Raw genomic sequence first — 21131 nt, forward strand, 5'->3', positions numbered from 1 at the left:
TCTATAATGAAACGCATAATGCCTTGCATTCGATCTCTTGCTCCCTGAGGAGCGAATCGTTACGTAACAGGACAAATTCCGCATGACTGACAACAATACCGCATTGAAGAAAGCTGGCCTGAAAGTCACGCTTCCGAGGTTAAAAATCCTCGAAGTGTTGCAGGGGCCGGACAACCACCATGTCAGTGCGGAAGATTTATACAAGCGCTTGATCGACATGGGCGAAGAGATTGGTTTAGCGACGGTTTACCGTGTGCTGAACCAGTTCGATGATGCTGGCATCGTCACGCGTCATAATTTCGAAGGCGGTAAATCGGTTTTCGAACTGACCCAACAGCATCATCATGATCACCTCATTTGCCTGGATTGCGGCAAAGTGATTGAATTTAGCGATGATTCAATCGAAGCGCGCCAGCGTGAAATTGCGTCCCGCCATGGTATTCGCTTAACGAATCATAGCCTGTATCTGTATGGGCATTGTGCTGAAGGCGATTGCCGCGAAGACGAAAATGCGCATGAGATCGCGGAAAAATAAATTTTTCCAGAATCATGAATTCCAGTAAAAGCCGACTAATGTCGGTTTTTTTATGTCTCAAATTCCAATAAAGTAATTATCAATTCTTGCTAAATAAAGGATCATTTAAGTAAATCCTGTAATGACTAAAATAAGGAAATTATGTTTTAAGAATATATCAAAAAGCATTTAAATCAACTGGTTATAATATATTTTCCCGCCAATTATCAAGATGACCTGTTTGTTTGATTGCGGTTTAAAAAAACCATCCTTTAAAATAGTGAGCAACATCACATTCGATAAGATAAATCTGGTTAACCGCTATGACATTACCGCAGAAACCTCTCGCTGAATTATATCGCTTAGCGGATTTATTCACTGACTATAACAAACTTACACGCGTTGAAAGATATACCTTAATACCGATAAAATCGCATACCGTTACGCTAATTCATGGCGGGCAGTTCTCAATCATTCGCAGCAGCGACAGACTATTACTGGAAAAGCAAACAGCCCCGGCGCTATATGGGTTAAGCGGCAACCCCCGTAGTTTGTCCTACCTGCGTATTTATGCCGATACACAGTGCCACTTCCAATTAGTGCCTCTGGATAACTTTATGCAGCGCCTTGAAGAGCATCAAGCGCTGAACTTAATTCCCTCCATTTTGTCCTGGCATATTGAATGCTTACTTTATCGGGATGAGATGATGATGGGCCGAAATAGCTATCAAATGATTAAGGGAAACATTCAGCACCTTAATCAACTGGATGAGTTTATGCGGGCAAAAATCAACGTGGCGGATTTTATCGTCAAACGAACCAATTTATCTCGCAGTATCGTCATGAAAGTGTTATCCGCGATGCGCGCTAAAAATCACATTGACGTTAAAAGAGGCAAATTGCTGTCGGTCAATCAGTTGCCAGAAAAATTAAGTTGATACAGGCAGTCATCTCCTACGGATTTCCTCCAAAAAAAACGCCGCATTACGCGGCGTTTTTCATGACAGGTTATTCCCCGATTTTCGCCCAGGTATCGCGTAACCCTACGGTACGGTTGAATACCAAATGCTCAGAGGTGGAATACTTGCTGTCGAGGCAGAAATATCCTTCACGCTCAAACTGCAGCGCCTTGCCCATCTCCGCATTTTGCAGGCTCGGCTCACCAAAGCCCTGTTTGATGACCAGCGATTCCGGATTAATGGTCGACAGGAAATCTTCCGCTGCGCCAGGGTTCGGCACGCTAAACAGACGATCGTACAAACGAATTTCAATCGGCAGCGCATGGCTGGCGCTTACCCAGTGGATCACGCCTTTCACTTTACGGCCATCCGCCGGATCTTTGCTCAGCGTTTCCGCGTCGTAGCTACAGAAGATAGTGGTGATATTGCCTTCAGCATCTTTCTCTACACGCTCAGCTTTGATGACATAAGCATTACGCAGGCGCACTTCTTTACCCAGCACCAGACGCTTGTACTGCTTGTTGGCTTCTTCACGGAAGTCAGCGCGGTCGATCCACACTTCGCCACTGAACGGCACGTCGCGGCTGCCCATTTCCGGCTTGTTCGGGTGGTTCGGCATCGCAACGATTTCACTCTGGCCTTGCGGGTAGTTCTCGATCACCAGTTTCACCGGGTCGATAACCGCCATCGCGCGCGGGGCGTTCTCGTTGAGATCTTCGCGGATGCAGGCTTCCAGCGCAGCCATTTCTACCGTGTTGTCCTGCTTGGTCACGCCGATGCGTTTGCAGAATTCACGGATAGAGGCAGCGGTATAACCGCGGCGACGCAGACCTGAAATGGTAGGCATACGCGGGTCATCCCAGCCTTCGACGATCTTTTCCGTCACCAGCAGATTGAGTTTGCGCTTGGACATGATCGCATACTCAAGATTCAGGCGAGAAAACTCGTACTGACGCGGATGAACCGGGATGGTGATGTTATCCAGTACCCAGTCATACAGGCGGCGGTTGTCCTGGAATTCCAGGGTACACAGCGAATGGGTGATACCTTCCAGCGCATCAGAGATGCAGTGGGTAAAGTCGTACATCGGGTAGATGCACCACTTGCTGCCGGTCTGGTGATGGTCGGCAAATTTAATCCGGTAAATCACCGGGTCGCGCATCACGATAAACGGCGACGCCATATCGATTTTCGCGCGCAGGCAGGCTTTCCCTTCTTCAAAGCCACCGGTACGCATTTTTTCGAACAGCGCGAGGTTTTCTTCCACGCTGCGATCGCGGAACGGGCTATTTTTACCCGGCTGCGTCAGAGTGCCGCGATATTCACGAATTTGCTCTGGTGAGAGTTCGTCAACATAGGCCAGGCCTTTGTTGATCAGCTCAACGGCATACTGATGCAGCGCGTCGAAATAGTCAGAGGAATAACGCACGTCTCCTGACCACTGGAAACCTAACCACTGGACGTCGTTCTTGATGGAATCAACGTATTCGATATCTTCTTTTACCGGGTTAGTGTCATCGAAACGCAGATTGCACTGGCCCTGATAATCTTTGGCGATGCCAAAGTTCAGGCAGATCGATTTTGCATGGCCAATATGCAAATAACCGTTCGGCTCAGGCGGGAAACGGGTATAAACAGTGGAGTGTTTTCCACTGGCCAAATCTTCATCAATGATTTGGCGAATAAAGTTAGTCGGGCGGGCTTCAGCCTCACTCATCGCACATTCCTCAAAGCTTCGCAAAATAGATAACGGTGAATGATCTTATAACCTAAGACGGGACACAACCCTTAGTTGCACAAAAACACAATTACCGCTGCGTTGCGGCGATTTTGCATAAAAAAAGCGGCGGAATTCTCTTCCGCCGCTTAAGGCAACCTGTTACTCAGGAGCGATTATTTGCCTTTAATCTCATACAGTGGGGTCTGACCGGCAATAACCTGACCCTGCGCCTTAATCACCAGGCCGCTAAAGTCGTCGATATTGCTGCAAACCACCGGGCTTACCATGGAACGCGCATTGGCATTCAGGAAGTCCAGATCCATTTCCAGTACCGGTTGGCCCGCAGTCACTTCAGCACCCTCTTCCACCAGGCGGCTAAAGCCCTGACCGTTCAACGCCACTGTATCAATCCCCATATGGACAACGATTTCAGCGCCGTTTTCAGTTTCCAGGCAAAATGCGTGGTTGGTGTTAAAGATCTTAACGATGGTGCCTGCGGCTGGCGCAACCACGGTTTTCGCCGTCGGTTTAATCGCCACGCCGTCGCCAACCGCTTTGCTGGCGAAAGCTTCGTCCGGCACAGCGTCCAGCGCGACCACCTCACCGGTCACCGGCGCAACCAGCGTTGCGATAGTGGCGGTGGTATTCGGCGTAGCCTGCGGTTTCGCCGTCGAAACCGGCGCAGCGGCGGGTACAGTTTCACCGGCAGCCGGCGCGGCGGCAGGGACGTTGCCGACAGTTTTCATCGCATCGGCGATTTTTTCCGCCATAAAGCCAACGATAATCTGTACGCCGGTTTTATTGAGACGAATAACGCCGGTTGCGCCAAGGCGTTTCGCCAGGGCTTCGTTAACGCGGGAAGAGTCTTTAACAGACAGACGCAGACGGGTAATACAGGCGTCGATACCGGTCAGGTTATCGGAGCCGCCTACTGCCGCCACGTACTGACGCGCAAGGCCAGTGACATCCTGCTCTTTGGTGCCGCTGACGTTTACATCCTGACCATCTGCTTCGCTACCGGCAACGGCCAGTTCACGACCCGGAGTCATCAGGTTGAATTTGGTGATAACCAGACGGAACACCACGTAGTAGATAACGAAGAACACCAGCCCCTGAACGATCAGCATGTACCACTGCGTCGCCAGCGGGTTACGGGTAGACAGCACCATATCCACCAGACCGGCGCTGAAGCCGAAGCCGGCAATCCAGTGCATGCTGGCCGCGATGAATACCGAAATACCGGTCAGAATGGCGTGGATCACATACAGCACCGGCGCCACGAACATGAAGGAGAATTCCAGCGGTTCGGTGATACCGGTGAAGAAGGCCGCAAACGCGCCCGCCATCATGATACCCAGTACTTTCGCTTTGTTTTCCGGACGCGCGCAGTGGTAAATCGCCAGCGCCGCGCCAGGCAGACCAAACATCATGATTGGGAAGAAGCCAGCCTGATAACGGCCTGTGATACCCACAATGCCTTTACCGGATTCGATAGACTGTGCGCCGCCCAGGAAGTTAGGAATATCGTTGATGCCCGCGACGTCGAACCAGAACACGGAGTTCAACGCGTGGTGCAGGCCGACCGGAATCAGCAGACGGTTAAAGAAGGCATAAACGCCCGCGCCCACGGAACCCAGTTTCTGGATATGTTCGCCAAATGTCACCAGGCCATTAAAAATCATCGGCCAGACGTACATCAGGGCAAACGCCACCACAATCATCACAAAGGAAGTCAGGATCGGCACCAGACGACGGCCGCTGAAGAATGACAGCGCTTTCGGCAGTTCAACGCCGCTGAAGCGGTTGTACAGTTCCGCAGAGATAATCCCCACCAGGATACCAACGAACTGGTTGTTGATTTTACCAAACGCCGCAGGGACTTGATCGGCAGGGATTTTTTGGATCATCGAGACCGCTGCCGGCGAGCAGAGGGTCGTTAACACTAAGAAGCCGACAAAACCGGTGAGCGCCGCCGCACCGTCTTTATCTTTAGACATCCCGTACGCCACACCGATGGCGAACAGAACAGACATGTTATCAATAATGGCAGAACCAGACTTTATGAAGAATGCCGCAAGCGCGTTATCTCCACCCCAGCCAACCGGGTCAATCCAGTAACCTACCCCCATTAAAATTGCTGCTGCAGGTAGGGTAGCAACCGGCACCATTAGCGCCCGGCCTACTCGTTGCAAATAACCTAGAATACTCACTTTATCCCCCTATGAGACCTGATAAGGCTCTTTCAAAGCCGTTTTTTTATTGTGTAACCAACCTTGAAAAATGCGGTGACGTTGCGCATCACACCGCAAGTGTGTGAAAAATTAATTCGTATCGCAAATTAAACACGCATTTTTTGTGAGATTTATCACCAAATATCGCTATACACCTCCTGTCACACTGGCTAACTCTCAAAACTTATTTTATGATTCAAAAAATCAAGACGGAACGTTCCTGCCAGGCAGTATAAAGGGAACCGTTTTACACTAAATGTATGTTCCGCCCGTCTGTTTTAAATTAACTAATTGAGGTGAATGATGAGACTGATTCCCCTGGCAACGGCACAGCAGGTCGGTAAATGGGCAGCGCGCCATATTGTGAATCGCATTAACGCGTTCAAACCGACTGCGGATCGTCCTTTCGTGCTGGGCTTGCCAACCGGCGGCACGCCGCTGGAAGCGTACAAAGCCCTGGTGGAGATGCATAAAGCGGGCCAGGTGAGCTTCAAACATGTTGTCACCTTTAACATGGATGAATACGTCGGCCTGCCGAAAGAGCACCCGGAAAGCTATCACAGCTTTATGCACCGCAATTTCTTCGACCACGTTGATATCCCGGCTGAAAACATCAACTTGCTGGATGGCAACGCGCCGGATATTGACGCAGAATGCCGTCAGTATGAAGAAAAAATTCGCTCCTATGGCAAAATTCACCTGTTTATGGGCGGCGTAGGCAATGATGGCCATATCGCGTTTAACGAACCGGCATCGTCGCTGGCTTCCCGCACCCGTATTAAAACCCTGACGCATGACACCCGTGTGGCGAACTCCCGTTTCTTTGACGGTGATGTGAACCAGGTGCCGAAATATGCCCTGACCGTGGGCGTAGGCACCCTGCTGGATGCTGAAGAAGTGATGATTCTGGTGCTCGGCCATGTGAAAGCGCTGGCGCTGCAGGCGGCGGTTGAAGGTAACGTCAACCATATGTGGACCATCAGTTGCCTCCAGTTGCATCCGAAAGCGGTGATTGTTTGTGATGAGCCGTCTACCATGGAGCTCAAAGTGAAGACGCTGAGATACTTCACCGAACTCGAAGCAGAAAATATTAAAGGTCTTTAAGTCAGTATTTACCGGGGGTCACTATGTACGCACTAATCCACGGCCGCATTTATACCGGCCATGAAGTTCTGGACGACCACGCGATTGTTATCGCGAATGGCCTGATTGAACGCGTTTGTCCTGTTGCCGAATTACCATCCGGCATCGAACAGCGCGACGTCGGCGGCGCCATCATTGCCCCCGGTTTTATTGATGTGCAGCTCAACGGCTGCGGCGGCGTTCAATTTAACGATACCGCCGACGCCGTCACGGTGAAGACGCTGGAGATTATGCAGTCCGCCAATGAAAAATCCGGCTGCACCAGTTATCTTCCCACGCTGATTACCAGCAGCGACGAATTAATGAAACAAGGCATTCGCGTGATGCGCGAATATCTGGTGAAGCACCCGAACCAGGCGCTGGGTCTTCATCTTGAAGGCCCGTGGCTGAATCTGGTGAAAAAAGGCACCCATAATCCCGATTACGTCCGTAAGCCTGATGCTGAACTGGTTGATTTCCTGTGTGAAAACGCCGATGTCATTACCAAAGTCACCCTGGCGCCAGAGCAAGTCGATCCGCAGTTTATTCGCCAACTGGTGGCGGCAGGCATTATCGTTTCCGCAGGGCATTCCAACGCTACCTATAAAGAAGCCAAAATCGGCTTTCGTGCGGGTATCGGCTTTGCGACCCACTTATTTAACGCCATGCCGTATATCACCGGGCGCGAACCGGGCCTGGTGGGCGCGATTTTTGATGAACCGGATCTTTATTGCGGCATTATCGGTGATGGCCTGCATGTTGACTACGCCAATGTCCGTATTGCGAAGCAGATCAAGGGCGATAAACTTTGCCTTGTCACCGATGCCACAGCCCCGGCTGGTGCTGATATCGATCAGTTCATTTTTGCCGGTAAAACAATATACTACCGCAACGGGCTGTGTGTGGATGAGAACGGCACCCTCAGCGGTTCTGCATTGACCATGATCGAAGGCGTGCATAATCTCGTCGAGCATGTTGGCATCGCGCTGGATGAAGCGCTGCGCATGGCGTCGCTCTACCCGGCTCGCGCAATGGGCGTGGATAAAGACCTCGGCACAATCGAAGCCGGGAAAGTGGCCAACCTGACCGCCTTTACCCGCGATTACAAAATTATCAAGACCATCGTTAATGGCAACGAGGTCGTCACAGAGTAAGAAAAGGCATGACAACTGGCGGACAGGCTCAAATTGGTAATGTTGATCTGGTAAAACAACTGAACAGCGCGGCGGTATATCGCCTTATCGATCAACACGGACCGATTTCGCGCATTCAGATTGCCGAACAGAGCCAGCTCGCACCCGCCAGCGTCACCAAAATCACTCGTCAGTTAATTGAGCGCGGGTTGATCAAAGAAGTCGATCAGCAGGCCTCCACCGGGGGCCGCCGCGCTATCTCGATCATTACCGAAACCCGCGGTTTCCAGGCTATTGGCGTACGGCTGGGTCGCCATGACGCCACGCTGACACTGTTCGATCTCAGCAGCAAAGCACTGGCGGAAGAGCATTTCGCCCTGCCCGAACGCACCCAGCAGACGCTGGAGCACGCGCTGTTCAACGCCATCGCGCAATTTCGCGAAAACAACCTGCGTAAAATCCGCGAACTGATCGCCATCTCTGTCATCCTGCCAGGCCTGGTCGACCCGGATACCGGCGTGGTGCGCTATATGCCGCATATCGACGTGGAAGACTGGCCGCTGGTCGACAAACTGGAAAAACGCTTTAACCTCCCCTGCTTCGTGGGCCACGATATCCGTAGCCTGGCGCTGGCTGAGCACTATTTCGGTGCAACCCGCGACTGTGAAGACTCTATTCTGGTGCGCGTACACCGCGGCACTGGCGCAGGCATCATCTCCAATGGGCGGATCTTTATTGGCCGTAACGGCAACGTCGGTGAAATCGGTCATATCCAGGTAGATCCGCTGGGCGAACGCTGCCATTGCGGCAACTTTGGCTGTCTGGAAACCATTGCCGCTAATGCCGCCATTGAAGCGCGAGTACGCCATCTGCTGGAGCGGGGTTACCAGAGCCGTCTCACCGTTGACGACTGTAATATTGAAGCCATCTGCAAAGCCGCTAATCGTGGCGATCCGCTGGCCAGCGAAGTGATTGAGCATGTCGGGCGTCATCTCGGCAAGGCTGTAGCAATCGCGATAAATTTATTCAACCCGCAGAAAGTGGTCATCGCCGGGGAAATCATCAGCGCAGAAAAAGTGCTGCTGCCCGCTATCGAAGGCTGCATCAATACCCAGGTGCTCAAGGCGTTTCGCAAAAACCTGCCGGTGGTACGCTCATCCCTCAACGATCGCTCCGCCATTGGCGCATTCGCCCTGGTTAAACGCGCGATGCTTAACGGGATACTGTTACAGCGCTTGCTGGAAAGTTGAAATCGCCAGTGCCATTTCCGTTATAGTTACTTCTTATCTTTCAGGCAGACCAGAGTAGTCCATGACCATTCAGAACGTAATTTGTGATATTGACGGCGTGCTGATGCACGACAACGTGGCCGTGCCCGGCGCGAGCGAATTTCTGTCCCGTATTCTGGAGAAAGGCTTGCCGCTGGTGCTGCTGACCAACTATCCGTCGCAAACCGGCCAGGATCTCGCTAACCGTTTTGCCTCTGCGGGCATCAATGTGCCGGACAGCGTGTTTTATACCTCCGCCATGGCTACCGCCGATTTTCTGCGCCGCCAGGAAGGCAAAAAAGCCTATGTGGTGGGCGAAGGCGCGTTAATCCACGAGCTGTACAAAGCTGGCTTTACCATTACCGATATCAACCCGGACTTTGTGATCGTGGGAGAAACTCGTTCCTATAACTGGGAAATGATGCATAAGGCCGCGTTCTTCGTGGCGAACGGCGCGCGCTTTATCGCCACTAACCCCGATACGCATGGTCGCGGCTTCTACCCGGCCTGCGGCGCGCTGTGCGCCGGGATTGAAAAGATCTCCGGGCGTAAACCGTTTTACGTCGGGAAACCAAGCCCGTGGATTATCCGCGCCGCGCTGAATAAGATGCAGGCCCATTCCGAACAGACGGTGATTGTCGGCGATAACCTGCGTACCGATATTCTGGCGGGCTTCCAGGCCGGTCTGGAAACGATTCTGGTGCTCTCCGGGGTCTCCACCTTAAATGATATCGACGCCATGCCGTTCCGGCCTTCATGGATTTACCCCTCCGTCGCGGAAATCGACGTTATCTGAGCCGAAGCCACGTATATCGTGGCTTCGTTATTTTTACCGCCATATCAAAAAGCTCCATCTAATTAAAAAGCGATTTTATTGAGGATTCATCAATAATGATGCTTAAATCTTGTCCTTTTTTTAGCAATCCGCAACGACCATTGAACTTTTCACTTAAGCAGGCGGAAAAACCTTGCCACAACGGCCTGGTATGCGGCATTTTCTTAGACATAGCAACGCACTCGGCTCTGTAAAGCGCGCCGTGCGCCGACAAACAACATCACCGCCAGGTTAATGGAGAAGTCTATGTGTTCGATTTTTGGTGTGCTGGATATTAAAACTGACGCAGGCGAGCTGCGTAAAAAAGCGCTGGAACTGTCTCGCCTGATGCGCCACCGCGGCCCGGACTGGTCTGGCGTTTACGCCAGCGATAAAGCCATCCTCGCCCACGAGCGTCTGTCAATTGTTGATGTCAACGCCGGTGCACAGCCGCTGTACAACGAAGCCAAAACCCACGCGCTGGCGGTGAACGGTGAGATCTACAACCATCAGGCCCTGCGCGCCGAATACGGCGACCGCTATCAGTTCCAGACCGGTTCTGACTGTGAAGTGATCCTGGCGCTGTATCAGGAAAAAGGCCCGGAATTCCTCGACGATCTGCAGGGCATGTTCGCGTTCGTACTGTATGACAGCGAAAAAGACGCTTACCTGATTGGCCGCGACCATATCGGCATCATCCCGCTGTATATGGGCCACGATGAACACGGCAACTTCTATGTCGCGTCAGAAATGAAAGCGCTGGTGCCAGTATGCCGCACCATCAAAGAATTCCCGGCTGGCAGCTACCTGTGGAGCCAGGACGGCGAAATCCGTTCTTACTATCAGCGCGACTGGTTTGAGTACGATGCGGTTAAAGACAACGTCACCGACAAAAACGCTCTGCGCCAGGCGCTGGAAGATTCCGTTAAAAGCCATTTGATGTCTGACGTGCCTTACGGCGTGCTGCTTTCCGGCGGCCTGGACTCCTCGGTGATCTCCGCTATCACCAAAAAATTCGCCGCACGCCGCGTGGAAGATGAAGAGCGCAGCGAAGCCTGGTGGCCGCAGTTGCACTCTTTTGCCGTCGGCCTGAAAGGCGCGCCGGATCTGAAAGCCGCGCAGGAAGTGGCGAACCACCTGGGCACCGTGCACCATGAAATTCACTTCACCGTGCAGGAAGGGCTGGATGCCATCCGCGATGTGATTTATCACATTGAAACCTATGACGTGACCACCATTCGCGCCTCAACGCCGATGTATTTGATGTCGCGTAAAATCAAGGCCATGGGCATCAAAATGGTGCTGTCCGGCGAAGGTTCCGATGAAGTGTTCGGCGGCTATCTCTACTTCCATAAAGCGCCGGATGCTAAAGAGCTGCATGAAGAAACCGTGCGTAAGCTGCAAGCGCTGCATATGTTTGACTGCGCCCGCGCCAACAAAGCGATGTCCGCCTGGGGCGTGGAAGCCCGCGTGCCGTTCCTGGATAAAAAATTCCTCGACGTGGCGATGCGCATCAACCCGCAGGATAAAATGTGCGGCAACGGCAAGATGGAAAAACACGTGCTGCGCGAATGCTTTGAATCTTATCTGCCGGCAAGCGTGGCATGGCGTCAGAAAGAGCAGTTCTCTGACGGCGTCGGCTACAGCTGGATCGACACCTTAAAAGAAGTGGCGGCCCAGCAGGTGAGCGACCAGCAACTCGAAACCGCGCGCTTCCGTTTCCCGTACAACACGCCGTCTTCCAAAGAAGCGTACCTGTACCGTGAAATCTTCGAAGAGCTGTTCCCGGTGCCGAGCGCGGCAGAGTGTGTACCTGGCGGCCCGTCAGTGGCTTGCTCTTCCGCCAAAGCAATTGAATGGGACGAAGCGTTCAAAACCATGAACGATCCGTCTGGCCGTGCGGTAGGCGTGCATCAGTCCGCCTACAAATAAACGGTAACAACCGTGAAACAGGAGCCTGCGGGCTCCTTTTTTACTGGGCGTAACCCATGCTGAAAACGTTAATTATCAGCTATCCACGCGTTAAATAACCAATAACTGCTGAATATTTCGTCAAGCTGTTCGCAAGCTAGTCAAACAACGATTATCAGGCGCTTTTCGGGAAAAAATGTGTTGACGCTGCAAGGCCCAATACGCATAATGCGCCCCGCAACGCCGATAAGGTAACGCAAAAAAAAGATGGCTACGTAGCTCAGCTGGTTAGAGCACATCACTCATAATGATGGGGTCACAGGTTCGATTCCCGTCGTAGCCACCATCTTTTTGCGGGAGTGGCGAAATTGGTAGACGCACCAGATTTAGGTTCTGGCGCCGCAAGGTGTGCGAGTTCAAGTCTCGCCTCCCGCACCATTATCTTCCCGTTGCACGGATGGGGTATCGCCAAGCGGTAAGGCACCGGTTTTTGATACCGGCATTCCCTGGTTCGAATCCAGGTACCCCAGCCACCTTTTCTGACGATTGTGCTTATGCACGGTGTCATTGGGGTATCGCCAAGCGGTAAGGCACCGGTTTTTGATACCGGCATTCCCTGGTTCGAATCCAGGTACCCCAGCCAGTCAGTTTTGGCTGGTCGAAACACAATTTGGCTACGTAGCTCAGCTGGTTAGAGCACAGCACTCATAATGCTGGGGTCACAGGTTCGATTCCCGTCGTAGCCACCACCTTTTGGGGTATCGCCAAGCGGTAAGGCAGTGGATTCTGATTCCACCATTCCGAGGTTCGAATCCTCGTACCCCAGCCAATTTAAAAAGACGGATTGCGTCAGCAGCCGCACCCTGTTGGGGTATCGCCAAGCGGTAAGGCAGTGGATTCTGATTCCACCATCCCGAGGTTCGAATCCTCGTACCCCAGCCACTCTTAAAAAAGCTCGCTTCGGCGAGCTTTTTTGTTTTCTGCGATCCCCTCAATTCGCCGTCCTTAGGTTCACTAAGGACGGCGTAGCGCGCTTTACAGCCCTAACGCATACTTGAGCGCCTGGCGCTTCAGCACGCCCGCGCGTTCAGCCGCCATCAGGCCAATATTGCGCAGCAGCTTCACCGGCGGCAAATCGTTGCTGAACCCGGCGTAGAACAAATCCATACCGCTTTGCATCAGGAAATTGTCGCCCTGGCGACGCATCTGATAACGGCGCAATACGTCATAGCTCGCCCAGGGCTCGCCATGGCTGCGGGCGCGTACCAGCACGTCCAACAAGGCGTCCACATCGCGATAGCCCAGGTTGACGCCCTGCCCCGCCAGCGGATGGATGGTATGCGCCGCATCGCCCACCAGCGCCAGGCCCGGTTGGGCGTAGCGCAGCGCGTGGCGGCGGGTCAGTTGAAAGGCGCCGCAGGCTTGCGGGGTGACGTTACCGACACGCTGCGGGAAATGCAGCGCGATCTCGCGGCCCAGTTGTTCCATCGACATACTTTGCAGTTGGCGAATACGCGCCGGTTTGTCGTACCACACCAGCGACGCCCAGTTATCGTACAGCGGCAGGAAAGCGCGCGGACCATCCGGGGTAAACTGCTGCCAGGTGCTATCGCCGGGATCGTTGGCGCAACGCACCGAAATCAACAGGCAAGACTGCGGGTAGTTCCAGGCGTGAATGCCGATACCGGCCCACTCACGGATCCGTGAATTCGCCCCGTCGGCCCCGATCACCAGCTTCGCCTCCAGAATGCTGCCGTCTTCAAAGGTCAGTTCATGGACGTCATTGCGCCGATGCATCTGGGTAAGCGCCGCCGGGCAGCGCAGCGTGACGCAGGGATGCTGCGCCAGCGCCTGCCACAGCGCGCGTTGCAGCACCTGGTTTTCCACCATAAAGCCCAGTTCCGGCAGCTTCAGCTCAGAGGCGTCAAACGCCACGTGGGAGGCTTCCCACTCCCAGGTTTCCAGCCGTCGCCAGGCATGGGCGCGCATGCCGAGAATCTCATCCCATACCCCAAGCTGCTTCAACAGCGCCACGGATGCGGCGCTTATCGCCGAAATACGCACGTCAGGCGGCGACGCCGGGTCAAATTCCGCGGGCGGCGCGTGCTCAATCACGCTGACCTGAAAACCGTTTTGCGCGAGCCCCAGTGCGATTGCGGCGCCCACCATGCCTGCGCCGATAACGGCGACTTCAGTTGGTTGATTTGCCATGGTCATTTATCCTTAAACCCAGTTAATTCAGTTTACCGGATTTTCGGGTAGCTGGCGTCGCAATCCTCGCCACTGGTCACGGCAGCGTCAAAGCATTACAATACGCGCCCTGCATTACGGCGGTTAACTTAAGCAATGAGCATGTCGATGACAAAAAAACTCCATATCAAAACCTGGGGCTGTCAGATGAACGAATACGATTCATCGAAGATGGCCGATCTGCTGGATGCCACCCACGGCTATCAACTGACCGACGTGGCGGAAGAAGCGGATGTGTTGCTGCTCAACACCTGCTCAATCCGTGAAAAGGCTCAGGAAAAAGTCTTCCATCAGCTGGGTCGCTGGAGAGCGCTTAAGGAAAAGAACCCGGAACTGATTATCGGCGTCGGCGGTTGCGTGGCGTCGCAGGAAGGCGATCACATTCGCCAGCGCGCCCACTATGTAGACATTATTTTTGGACCGCAGACCCTGCACCGTTTACCGGAAATGATCAACCGCGTACGTGGCGATCGCAGCCCGGTGGTGGACATCAGTTTCCCGGAAATCGAAAAGTTCGACCGTCTGCCTGAACCGCGCGCCGATGGCCCAACGGCGTTTGTGTCGATCATGGAAGGTTGCAATAAGTACTGCACCTACTGTGTGGTGCCGTACACCCGCGGCGAAGAAGTCAGCCGTCCGTGCGACGATATCCTGTTTGAAATCGCCCAACTGGCGGCGCAGGGCGTGCGTGAAGTCAACCTGCTGGGCCAGAACGTAAACGCCTGGCGCGGGGAAAACTACGACGGCACCCAGGGCAGCTTTGCCGACCTGCTGCGTCTGGTGGCGGCCATCGACGGCATCGACCGTATTCGCTTCACCACCAGCCATCCGATTGAGTTTACCGATGACATCGTGGAAGTGTACCGCGATACCCCGGAGCTGGTGAGCTTCCTGCACCTGCCGGTACAGAGCGGTTCAGACCGCGTCCTGAATCTGATGGGCCGCACCCACACTGCACTGGAATACAAAGCCATTATCCGCAAACTGCGCGCGGCGCGCCCGGATATTCAGATTAGCTCTGACTTTATCGTCGGGTTCCCGGGCGAAAGCCAGCAGGACTTCGAGCAGACCATGAAGCTGATTGCCGAGGTCAACTTCGACATGAGCTACAGCTTTATTTTCTCCGCGCGTCCGGGTACGCCTGCTGCCGATATGGTGGACGATGTGCCGGAAGAGGAGAAAAAACAGCGTCTGTATATTCTCCAGGAGCGTATTAACCAGCAGGCGATGGCCTGGAGCCGCCGCATGTTAGGCACCGTTCAGCGTATCCTGGTGGAAGGCACCTCGCGTAAAAGCATTATGGAGCTCTCTGGCCGCACCGAGAACAACCGCGTGGTCAACTTCGAAGGCACGCCGGATATGGTGGGTAAATTCGTCGATGTGGAAATCACCGACGTGTTCCCGAACTCGCTGCGCGGTACGGTAGTTCGCACCGAAGAAGAGATGGGTTTACGTATCGTCGAATCCCCGGAATCGGTGATTGCCCGCACCCGTAAAGAGAATGAAATCGGCGTAGGTATCTACCAGCCGTAATCCTCCTCGACGATATGCTGCGTCTGGCGCAGCATATCGTTGCATTTGCACTGCCCTGCCCTTGTAATTGCACGCTGTTACCCAAATATCAGGCCTGAAGCTTGCGCCTTTTTCCCACGCCGTGAATAATTTCCTTAAGCCTGAGAAAATCAGCACGCATTATTGTTCACCTAACTGGCCCTGTGTGACCAAGAGGATAAGTTTGAATATCGAAACACGTGAATTCACCCTGGAACCTGCAGATAACGAACGTCTGCTTAGCCTTTGCGGACCGTTTGACGACAATATCAAACAGCTCGAACGGCGCCTCGGCATCGAAATTAATCGTCGTGACAACCACTTCAAACTCACCGGCCGTAGCCTGAGCGTCAGCGCTGCGGCGGATATTCTTCGCCATCTGTATGTGGATACGGCGCCGATGCGCGGCAAAATTAAGGACATTGAACCTGAACAAATCCACCTGGCGATTAAAGAGTTTCGCGTGCTGGAGCAGAACGCGGAAAGCGTGCCGGACTATGGCAAAGCGGTCAACATTCAGACCAAGCGCGGCGTGATTAAACCGCGCACGCCTAACCAGGCGCAGTACATCGCCAATATTCTCGACCACGACATCACCTTCGGCGTCGGCCCGGCGGGGACCGGTAAAACCTACCTGGCGGTCGCGGCGGCAGTTGACGCGCTGGAGCGCCAGGAAATTCGCCGCATTCTGCTGACCCGTCCGGCGGTAGAAGCGGGTGAGAAACTCGGCTTCCTGCCAGGGGATCTCAGCCAGAAAGTCGACCCGTATCTGCGCCCGCTTTACGATGCGCTGTTCGAAATGCTCGGCTTTGAGCGCGTCGAGAAGCTGATGGAGCGGAACGTGATTGAAGTGGCTCCGCTGGCCTATATGCGTGGCCGTACCCTGAATGACGCTTTTATCATCCTAGACGAAAGCCAGAACACCACCATCGAACAGATGAAGATGTTCCTGACGCGTATCGGCTTTAACTCGAAGGCGGTGATAACCGGCGACGTGACGCAAATCGACTTGCCGCGCAATATGAAATCCGGTTTGCGCCATGCCATTGAAGTGCTGAACGAAGTGGAAGAGATCAGCTTTAACTTCTTCCACAGCGAAGACGTGGTGCGCCACCCGGTGGTCGCGCGCATCGTTAACGCCTATGAAGCCTGGGAAGAAGCGGATCAGAAACGTAAAGCGGAACAGGCGGCGGAACGCAAGCGCGAAGCGCTGGCGCAGGCTGCCGGCCAGCAGGAGCAACCATGAGCCAGGTGATTCTGGATTTACAACTGGCCTGTGAAGACACCACCGGTTTACCGGATGAAGCACAGTTTCAGGCGTGGCTTGAAGCGGTGCTTCCTCAGTTTCAGGAAGAGGCCGAGGTGACCATTCGTCTGGTGGACGAAGCGGAAAGCCACAACCTGAACCTGACTTATCGCGGCAAAGACAAACCCACCAATGTGCTCTCGTTTCCTTTTGAAGCACCGCCGGGCATTGAACTGCCGCTGTTAGGTGATTTAATCATTTGCCGCCAGGTGGTGGAGCGCGAAGCGATTGAGCAGGTGAAGCCGCTGGACGCCCACTGGGCGCATATGGTTATCCACGGTAGCCTGCATCTGCTGGGCTATGACCATATCGAAGATGACGAAGCCGAAGAAATGGAAGGGCTGGAAACAGAGATAATGCTTGCTCTGGGCTTTAGCGATCCGTACATTTCCGAGAAAGAGTAAGCAGTGAGGCAATAATGCCCCTGCACCCAAGCCGCCGCCGTGCGTTTTCCGGCGACGGCACAATCAAAACCAACATGAGGTCCTGTACCAGACGCCATGAGCGACGATAATTCACACAGTAGTGACACGCTTAACAGCAAGAAGGGATTCTTCTCCCTTTTACTGAGCCAGCTTTTCCACGGCGAACCGAAAAACCGTGAAGAGTTACTGGCACTGATCCGTGATTCCGAACAAAACGAGCTTATCGACCTGGATACCCGCGATATGCTTGAAGGGGTAATGGATATCGCTGACCAACGGGTCCGCGACATCATGATCCCGCGCTCGCAGATGGTCACCGTTAAACGCAACCAGAGCCTGGACGAATGTCTCGATGTGATTATCGAATCCGCCCACTCGCGTTTCCCGGTCATCAGCGAAGACAAAGATCACATTGAAGGGATTCTGATGGCGAAAGATCTGCTGCCGTTTATGCGCAGCGATGCCGAGCCGTTCAGTATGGAAAAAGTGTTACGCCCGGCGGTGGTTGTGCCGGAAAGCAAGCGGGTTGACCGCATGCTTAAAGAGTTCCGTTCTCAGCGTTACCACATGGCGATTGTCATTGATGAGTTTGGCGGGGTCTCCGGCCTGGTCACCATCGAAGACATTCTGGAACTCATTGTGGGTGAAATTGAAGACGAATATGACGAAGAAGAGGATCTCGATTTTCGTCAACTGAGTCGCCATACCTGGACCGTTCGCGCCCTGGCGCCAATCGAAGATTTCAACGAAACCTTCGGCACCCAGTTCAGCGATGAAGAGGTCGATACCATTGGCGGCCTGGTGATGCAGGCGTTCGGCCATTTACCGGCGCGCGGCGAAACCGTAGAAATCGACGGCTACCAGTTTAAGGTCGCCATGTCGGATAGCCGACGCATTATTCAGGTTCATGTAAAAATTCCGGACGACTCGCCTTCACCTAAAATTGAAGAGTAATGGAATGCGCTTTTCTACATTGTTTGAACGCCAGCGCGTGCGCTTGCTGCTGGCGCTATTAACGGGAGCCAGCGGAACGCTGGCTTTTTCTCCTTATGACTTCTGGCCTGCCGCGCTGATCTCGCTGATCGGCTTACAGGGCCTGACGCTCAACCGCCGCCCGCTGCAAAGCGCCTGGATTGGTTTTTTCTGGGGGCTGGGCCTGTTTGGCACCGGTATTAACTGGGTTTACGTCAGTATCGCGCAGTTTGGCGGGATGCCTGGGCCGATCAATGTGTTTCTGGTGGTGCTGCTCGCCGCGTATTTGTCACTGTATACCGGTTTGTTCGCAGGCGTGCTCAGCAAGCTGTGGCCGAAAACCAACGCCTGGCGCGTGGCGGTTGCCGCGCCGGTGGTCTGGCAGGTTACGGAGTTTTTGCGCGGCTGGGTGCTGACGGGATTCCCGTGGCTGCAGTTCGGCTATAGCCAGGTGGATGGCCCACTCAAAGGCCTGGCGCCGGTTACCGGTGTGGAAGGTATCAACTTCCTGCTGATGATGGTCAGCGGTTTGATGGTACTGGCGCTGGCGCGTCGCCATATTACGCCAGCCATCATCGCCGTGGTGCTGTTCGCGCTGCCCTTCCCGCTGCGCTATATCCAGTGGTATCAACTGCTGCCGGAACGCCAGCTTAACGTCTCGCTGGTGCAGGGGAACATTCCGCAGTCGCTGAAGTGGGATGAAGGCGAACTGCTGAATACGCTGCGCATCTATCTCAACGCCTCCGAACCGAAAATGGGCCAGTCCCAGCTGATTATCTGGCCGGAGTCGGCGATCCCCGATCTGGAAATCAATCAGCAGCGCTTTTTGACCGAACTGGACGGCATGTTGCGCGAGCATAACACCAGCCTGATTACCGGCCTGGTGGACGCGCGTCTCAACAAGCAGAATCGCTACGACACTTACAACACCATTATCACTCTGGGCGCGGATAATCCGTATAACTACAACTCGCCGAACCGCTACAACAAGAATCATCTGGTGCCGTTCGGTGAATTTGTGCCGCTGGAATCGATCCTGCGCCCGCTGGCGCCGTTCTTTGATTTGCCGATGTCGTCGTTCAGCCGCGGCCCGTATCAGCAACCGCAACTACTGGCCCACGGCTATAAGATGACCGCGGCGATTTGCTATGAAATCATCCTTGGCGAGCAGGTACGCGATAACTTCCGCCCGGACACCGATTTCCTGCTGACCATTTCCAACGACGCCTGGTTTGGCCGCTCCATCGGTCCGTGGCAGCACTTCCAGATGGCGCGGATGCGTGCGCTGGAGCTGGCGCGCCCATTGCTGCGTAGCACCAATAACGGCGTCACCGCTGTGATTAGCCCAACCGGCGATGTGCAGAAGATGATCCCGCAGTTTACCCGCGAAGTGCTCACCGCCGAGGTAACACCCACTCGCGGCATCACCCCCTACGCCCGCTTCGGCCACTGGCCGCTGTGGCTGCTCACCGGCGTGATGAGTTTTATGGCGCTGATTGTCGCGTTGCGCCGCAGAAATCTGTGATTCGCTCTATCCGTTTAAGGCCAGCTCTGCTGGCCTTTTTTATTTCTGGCACGGTGATTGCTTAATGTAATCAGGTACTTTGCGAATTTCCCTTTCGGACGAAGCGTGTGAAACCGGGTTGCACCATGAAGGATCAACCAAAGCACTACATCGGTGCAACGCATGAGATTTGCCTTTAAATGGTGCGGCGCACTTCGCAAAAATAAACAAATAAATAGCAAAACCTTTACATTCAGCCAGGCTAAATGTTAACAAGCAGACACAATGTTGCGCAGTAGCGCAACAATAAAAACAACACAAACACTCACATGGGTTATCACTGGCGCTGATGGCGCTACGATAAGGAGTTGGATATGCAATTACGTAAACTGGCCGCAGCAATGTTAGTCATGGGTTTGGGCGCAGGTTTCGCCCACGCCGAAGAGGCAAAAACCGCTGACGCTGCCGCCCAGCAAGGTACGCTGGCCAAAATCGCGAAGAATGGCGTTATCGTCGTGGGCCATCGCGAATCTTCCGTACCGTTTTCCTATTACGATAATCAGCAAAAAGTGGTCGGCTATTCCCAGGATTACTCCAACGCTATCGTTGAAGCGGTGAAGAAGAAACTGAACAAGCCGGACCTGCAGGTTAAACTGATCCCAATTACCTCCCAGAACCGTATCCCGCTGCTGCAAAACGGCACTTTCGACTTCGAATGCGGCTCCACCACTAACAACCTGGAGCGCCAGAAACAAGCGGCCTTCTCCGATACTATTTTTGTCGTGGGTACCCGTCTGCTGGCCAAGAAAGGCGGCGATATTAAAGACTTCCCGGATCTGAAAGGCAAAGCGGTGGTCGTCACCTCCGGCACCACTTCTGAAGTTCTGCTGCACAAACTGAACGATGAACAGAAAATGGATATGCGCATCATCAGCGCCAAAGACCACGGCGACTCGTTCCGCACCCTGGAAAGTGGCCGCGCGGTGGCGTTTATGATGGATGACGCCCTGCTGGCTGGCGAACGCGCTAAAGCGAAGAAACCGGATCAGTGGGAAATCGTCGGTAAAGCGCAATCCGAGGAAGCTTACGGCTGTATGCTGCGTAAAGACGATCCGGAATTCAAAAAGCTGATGGACGACACTATTGCCCAGGCGCAGACCTCCGGCGAAGCGGAAAAATGGTTCGACAAGTGGTTTAAGAACCCGATCCCACCGAAAAACCTGAACCTGAACTTTGAACTCTCCGATGAGATGAAAGCGCTGTTCAAAGAGCCTAACGATAAAGCATTGAACTAATTACAACCATTAAGGGGCGGGACATCCTGCCCTCTCGATTGTTGCGACTGCCCGGACAGACTCTGCGTCGGATGGCCGTTCCCCATCCGGCGTGAACACTCCCCTCGTTTCCAGCGAGTCAAAAAAGGAAACAGCGGAGAAGGCTTCGTAGCAATC

At 53.8% G+C, this 21131-nt stretch carries 16 protein-coding genes and 7 tRNA genes; 20 read left to right on the forward strand and 3 right to left on the reverse strand.

Translation table 11 applies throughout. The features are described 5' to 3' along the window. Window positions 1-82: 82 nt before the first annotated feature. Window positions 83-535: a ferric iron uptake transcriptional regulator gene (gene fur / locus FHW74_RS13565; RefSeq protein ID WP_125294538.1), complete on the forward strand. Its 453-nt coding sequence runs from the start codon at window positions 83-85 to the stop codon at window positions 533-535. Window positions 536-837: 302 nt separating this feature from the next. After that, a complete protein-coding gene (locus tag FHW74_RS13570; protein WP_183170934.1) occupies window positions 838-1452 on the forward strand; it encodes a helix-turn-helix domain-containing protein in 615 nt (204 codons plus the stop codon). A gap of 70 nt (window positions 1453-1522) precedes the next feature. Here the strand turns inward: FHW74_RS13570 and glnS are convergent, their stop codons facing one another. After that, window positions 1523-3190 carry a glutamine--tRNA ligase gene (gene glnS, locus FHW74_RS13575; RefSeq protein WP_183170935.1) on the reverse strand — a complete coding sequence of 556 codons (1668 nt, stop codon included), beginning with the start codon at window positions 3188-3190 and terminating at the stop codon, window positions 1523-1525. A 176-nt stretch (window positions 3191-3366) separates the two neighbouring features. Further along, on the reverse strand, window positions 3367-5403 hold the full coding sequence (nagE, locus tag FHW74_RS13580) for an N-acetylglucosamine-specific PTS transporter subunit IIBC (protein WP_183170936.1): 2037 nt from the start codon (window positions 5401-5403) through the stop codon (window positions 3367-3369). A gap of 324 nt (window positions 5404-5727) precedes the next feature. Here nagE and nagB point away from each other — a divergent pair, with 324 nt between their 5' ends. The 12 genes from nagB (at window position 5728) to FHW74_RS13640 (ending at window position 12614) form a co-directional block, all read left to right on the forward strand. Next, window positions 5728-6528, forward strand: a complete 801-nt coding sequence (nagB, locus tag FHW74_RS13585; protein ID WP_183170937.1) for a glucosamine-6-phosphate deaminase — start codon at window positions 5728-5730, stop codon at window positions 6526-6528. 23 nt (window positions 6529-6551) lie between these two features. Next, window positions 6552-7700, forward strand: a complete 1149-nt coding sequence (gene nagA, locus FHW74_RS13590) for an N-acetylglucosamine-6-phosphate deacetylase (protein WP_183170938.1) — start codon at window positions 6552-6554, stop codon at window positions 7698-7700. A gap of 8 nt (window positions 7701-7708) precedes the next feature. Beyond that, window positions 7709-8929: an N-acetylglucosamine repressor gene (locus tag FHW74_RS13595; protein ID WP_183170939.1), complete on the forward strand. Its 1221-nt coding sequence runs from the start codon at window positions 7709-7711 to the stop codon at window positions 8927-8929. A 61-nt stretch (window positions 8930-8990) separates the two neighbouring features. Beyond that, the gene (locus FHW74_RS13600) at window positions 8991-9743 is read left to right on the forward strand and encodes an HAD-IIA family hydrolase (RefSeq protein WP_183170940.1); all 753 of its coding nucleotides are present in this window, start codon (window positions 8991-8993) and stop codon (window positions 9741-9743) included. Window positions 9744-10028: 285 nt separating this feature from the next. Continuing rightward, a complete protein-coding gene (gene asnB / locus FHW74_RS13605) occupies window positions 10029-11693 on the forward strand; it encodes an asparagine synthase B (protein ID WP_125294546.1) in 1665 nt (554 codons plus the stop codon). A gap of 248 nt (window positions 11694-11941) precedes the next feature. Continuing rightward, a tRNA-Met gene (locus FHW74_RS13610) sits at window positions 11942-12018 on the forward strand. A 7-nt stretch (window positions 12019-12025) separates the two neighbouring features. Continuing rightward, window positions 12026-12110 (forward strand) — tRNA-Leu (locus tag FHW74_RS13615). A 20-nt stretch (window positions 12111-12130) separates the two neighbouring features. After that, window positions 12131-12205 (forward strand) — tRNA-Gln (locus FHW74_RS13620). Between the two features lie 35 nt (window positions 12206-12240). Continuing rightward, window positions 12241-12315: transfer RNA gene (locus FHW74_RS13625), tRNA-Gln, on the forward strand. A 29-nt stretch (window positions 12316-12344) separates the two neighbouring features. Further along, window positions 12345-12421, forward strand: a tRNA-Met gene (locus tag FHW74_RS13630). A gap of 5 nt (window positions 12422-12426) precedes the next feature. Continuing rightward, window positions 12427-12501, forward strand: a tRNA-Gln gene (locus FHW74_RS13635). A gap of 38 nt (window positions 12502-12539) precedes the next feature. Next, window positions 12540-12614 (forward strand) — tRNA-Gln (locus FHW74_RS13640). A 93-nt stretch (window positions 12615-12707) separates the two neighbouring features. Here FHW74_RS13640 and ubiF read toward each other — a convergent pair. After that, window positions 12708-13883, reverse strand: a complete 1176-nt coding sequence (ubiF, locus tag FHW74_RS13645; RefSeq protein WP_183170941.1) for a 3-demethoxyubiquinol 3-hydroxylase — start codon at window positions 13881-13883, stop codon at window positions 12708-12710. Window positions 13884-14030: 147 nt separating this feature from the next. Here ubiF and miaB point away from each other — a divergent pair, with 147 nt between their 5' ends. The 6 genes from miaB (at window position 14031) to FHW74_RS13675 (ending at window position 20975) form a co-directional block, all read left to right on the forward strand. Then, window positions 14031-15455 (forward strand): tRNA (N6-isopentenyl adenosine(37)-C2)-methylthiotransferase MiaB, encoded by a 1425-nt coding sequence (gene miaB, locus FHW74_RS13650; protein WP_183170942.1) that lies wholly within the window; start codon window positions 14031-14033, stop codon window positions 15453-15455. A gap of 202 nt (window positions 15456-15657) precedes the next feature. After that, the gene (locus tag FHW74_RS13655; protein WP_183170943.1) at window positions 15658-16719 is read left to right on the forward strand and encodes a PhoH family protein; all 1062 of its coding nucleotides are present in this window, start codon (window positions 15658-15660) and stop codon (window positions 16717-16719) included. After that, window positions 16716-17183 carry an rRNA maturation RNase YbeY gene (ybeY, locus tag FHW74_RS13660; RefSeq protein ID WP_125294550.1) on the forward strand — a complete coding sequence of 156 codons (468 nt, stop codon included), beginning with the start codon at window positions 16716-16718 and terminating at the stop codon, window positions 17181-17183. Before FHW74_RS13655 ends, ybeY begins: the two co-directional genes overlap by 4 nt. Window positions 17184-17279: 96 nt before the next feature. Continuing rightward, complete coding sequence (corC, locus tag FHW74_RS13665; protein ID WP_183170944.1) at window positions 17280-18158, forward strand: CNNM family magnesium/cobalt transport protein CorC; 879 nt, start codon at window positions 17280-17282, stop codon at window positions 18156-18158. A gap of 4 nt (window positions 18159-18162) precedes the next feature. Further along, window positions 18163-19701 carry an apolipoprotein N-acyltransferase gene (gene lnt / locus FHW74_RS13670; protein WP_183170945.1) on the forward strand — a complete coding sequence of 513 codons (1539 nt, stop codon included), beginning with the start codon at window positions 18163-18165 and terminating at the stop codon, window positions 19699-19701. A 353-nt stretch (window positions 19702-20054) separates the two neighbouring features. Beyond that, on the forward strand, window positions 20055-20975 hold the full coding sequence (locus FHW74_RS13675) for an amino acid ABC transporter substrate-binding protein (protein WP_183170946.1): 921 nt from the start codon (window positions 20055-20057) through the stop codon (window positions 20973-20975). Window positions 20976-21131: the final 156 nt, after the last annotated feature.

The sequence above is a fragment of the Atlantibacter sp. RC6 genome, from assembly GCF_014193285.1.
Classification (GTDB): Bacteria; Pseudomonadota; Gammaproteobacteria; order Enterobacterales; family Enterobacteriaceae; genus Atlantibacter.

Bases quoted from the DNA above. Each gene is read 5' to 3' on its own strand.
- glnS (WP_183170935.1), bottom strand. From the start codon at position 3,190: ATGAGTGAGGCTGAAGCCCGCCCGACTAACTTTATTCGCCAAATCATT.
- lnt (WP_183170945.1), top strand. From the start codon at position 18,163: ATGCGCTTTTCTACATTGTTTGAACGCCAGCGCGTGCGCTTGCTGCTG.
- asnB (WP_125294546.1), top strand. From the start codon at position 10,029: ATGTGTTCGATTTTTGGTGTGCTGGATATTAAAACTGACGCAGGCGAG.
- ybeY (WP_125294550.1), top strand. From the start codon at position 16,716: ATGAGCCAGGTGATTCTGGATTTACAACTGGCCTGTGAAGACACCACC.
- FHW74_RS13570 (WP_183170934.1), top strand. From the start codon at position 838: ATGACATTACCGCAGAAACCTCTCGCTGAATTATATCGCTTAGCGGAT.
- FHW74_RS13675 (WP_183170946.1), top strand. From the start codon at position 20,055: ATGCAATTACGTAAACTGGCCGCAGCAATGTTAGTCATGGGTTTGGGC.
- corC (WP_183170944.1), top strand. From the start codon at position 17,280: ATGAGCGACGATAATTCACACAGTAGTGACACGCTTAACAGCAAGAAG.
- fur (WP_125294538.1), top strand. From the start codon at position 83: ATGACTGACAACAATACCGCATTGAAGAAAGCTGGCCTGAAAGTCACG.
- FHW74_RS13595 (WP_183170939.1), top strand. From the start codon at position 7,709: ATGACAACTGGCGGACAGGCTCAAATTGGTAATGTTGATCTGGTAAAA.
- FHW74_RS13600 (WP_183170940.1), top strand. From the start codon at position 8,991: ATGACCATTCAGAACGTAATTTGTGATATTGACGGCGTGCTGATGCAC.
- nagA (WP_183170938.1), top strand. From the start codon at position 6,552: ATGTACGCACTAATCCACGGCCGCATTTATACCGGCCATGAAGTTCTG.
- ubiF (WP_183170941.1), bottom strand. From the start codon at position 13,883: ATGGCAAATCAACCAACTGAAGTCGCCGTTATCGGCGCAGGCATGGTG.
- miaB (WP_183170942.1), top strand. From the start codon at position 14,031: ATGACAAAAAAACTCCATATCAAAACCTGGGGCTGTCAGATGAACGAA.
- nagB (WP_183170937.1), top strand. From the start codon at position 5,728: ATGAGACTGATTCCCCTGGCAACGGCACAGCAGGTCGGTAAATGGGCA.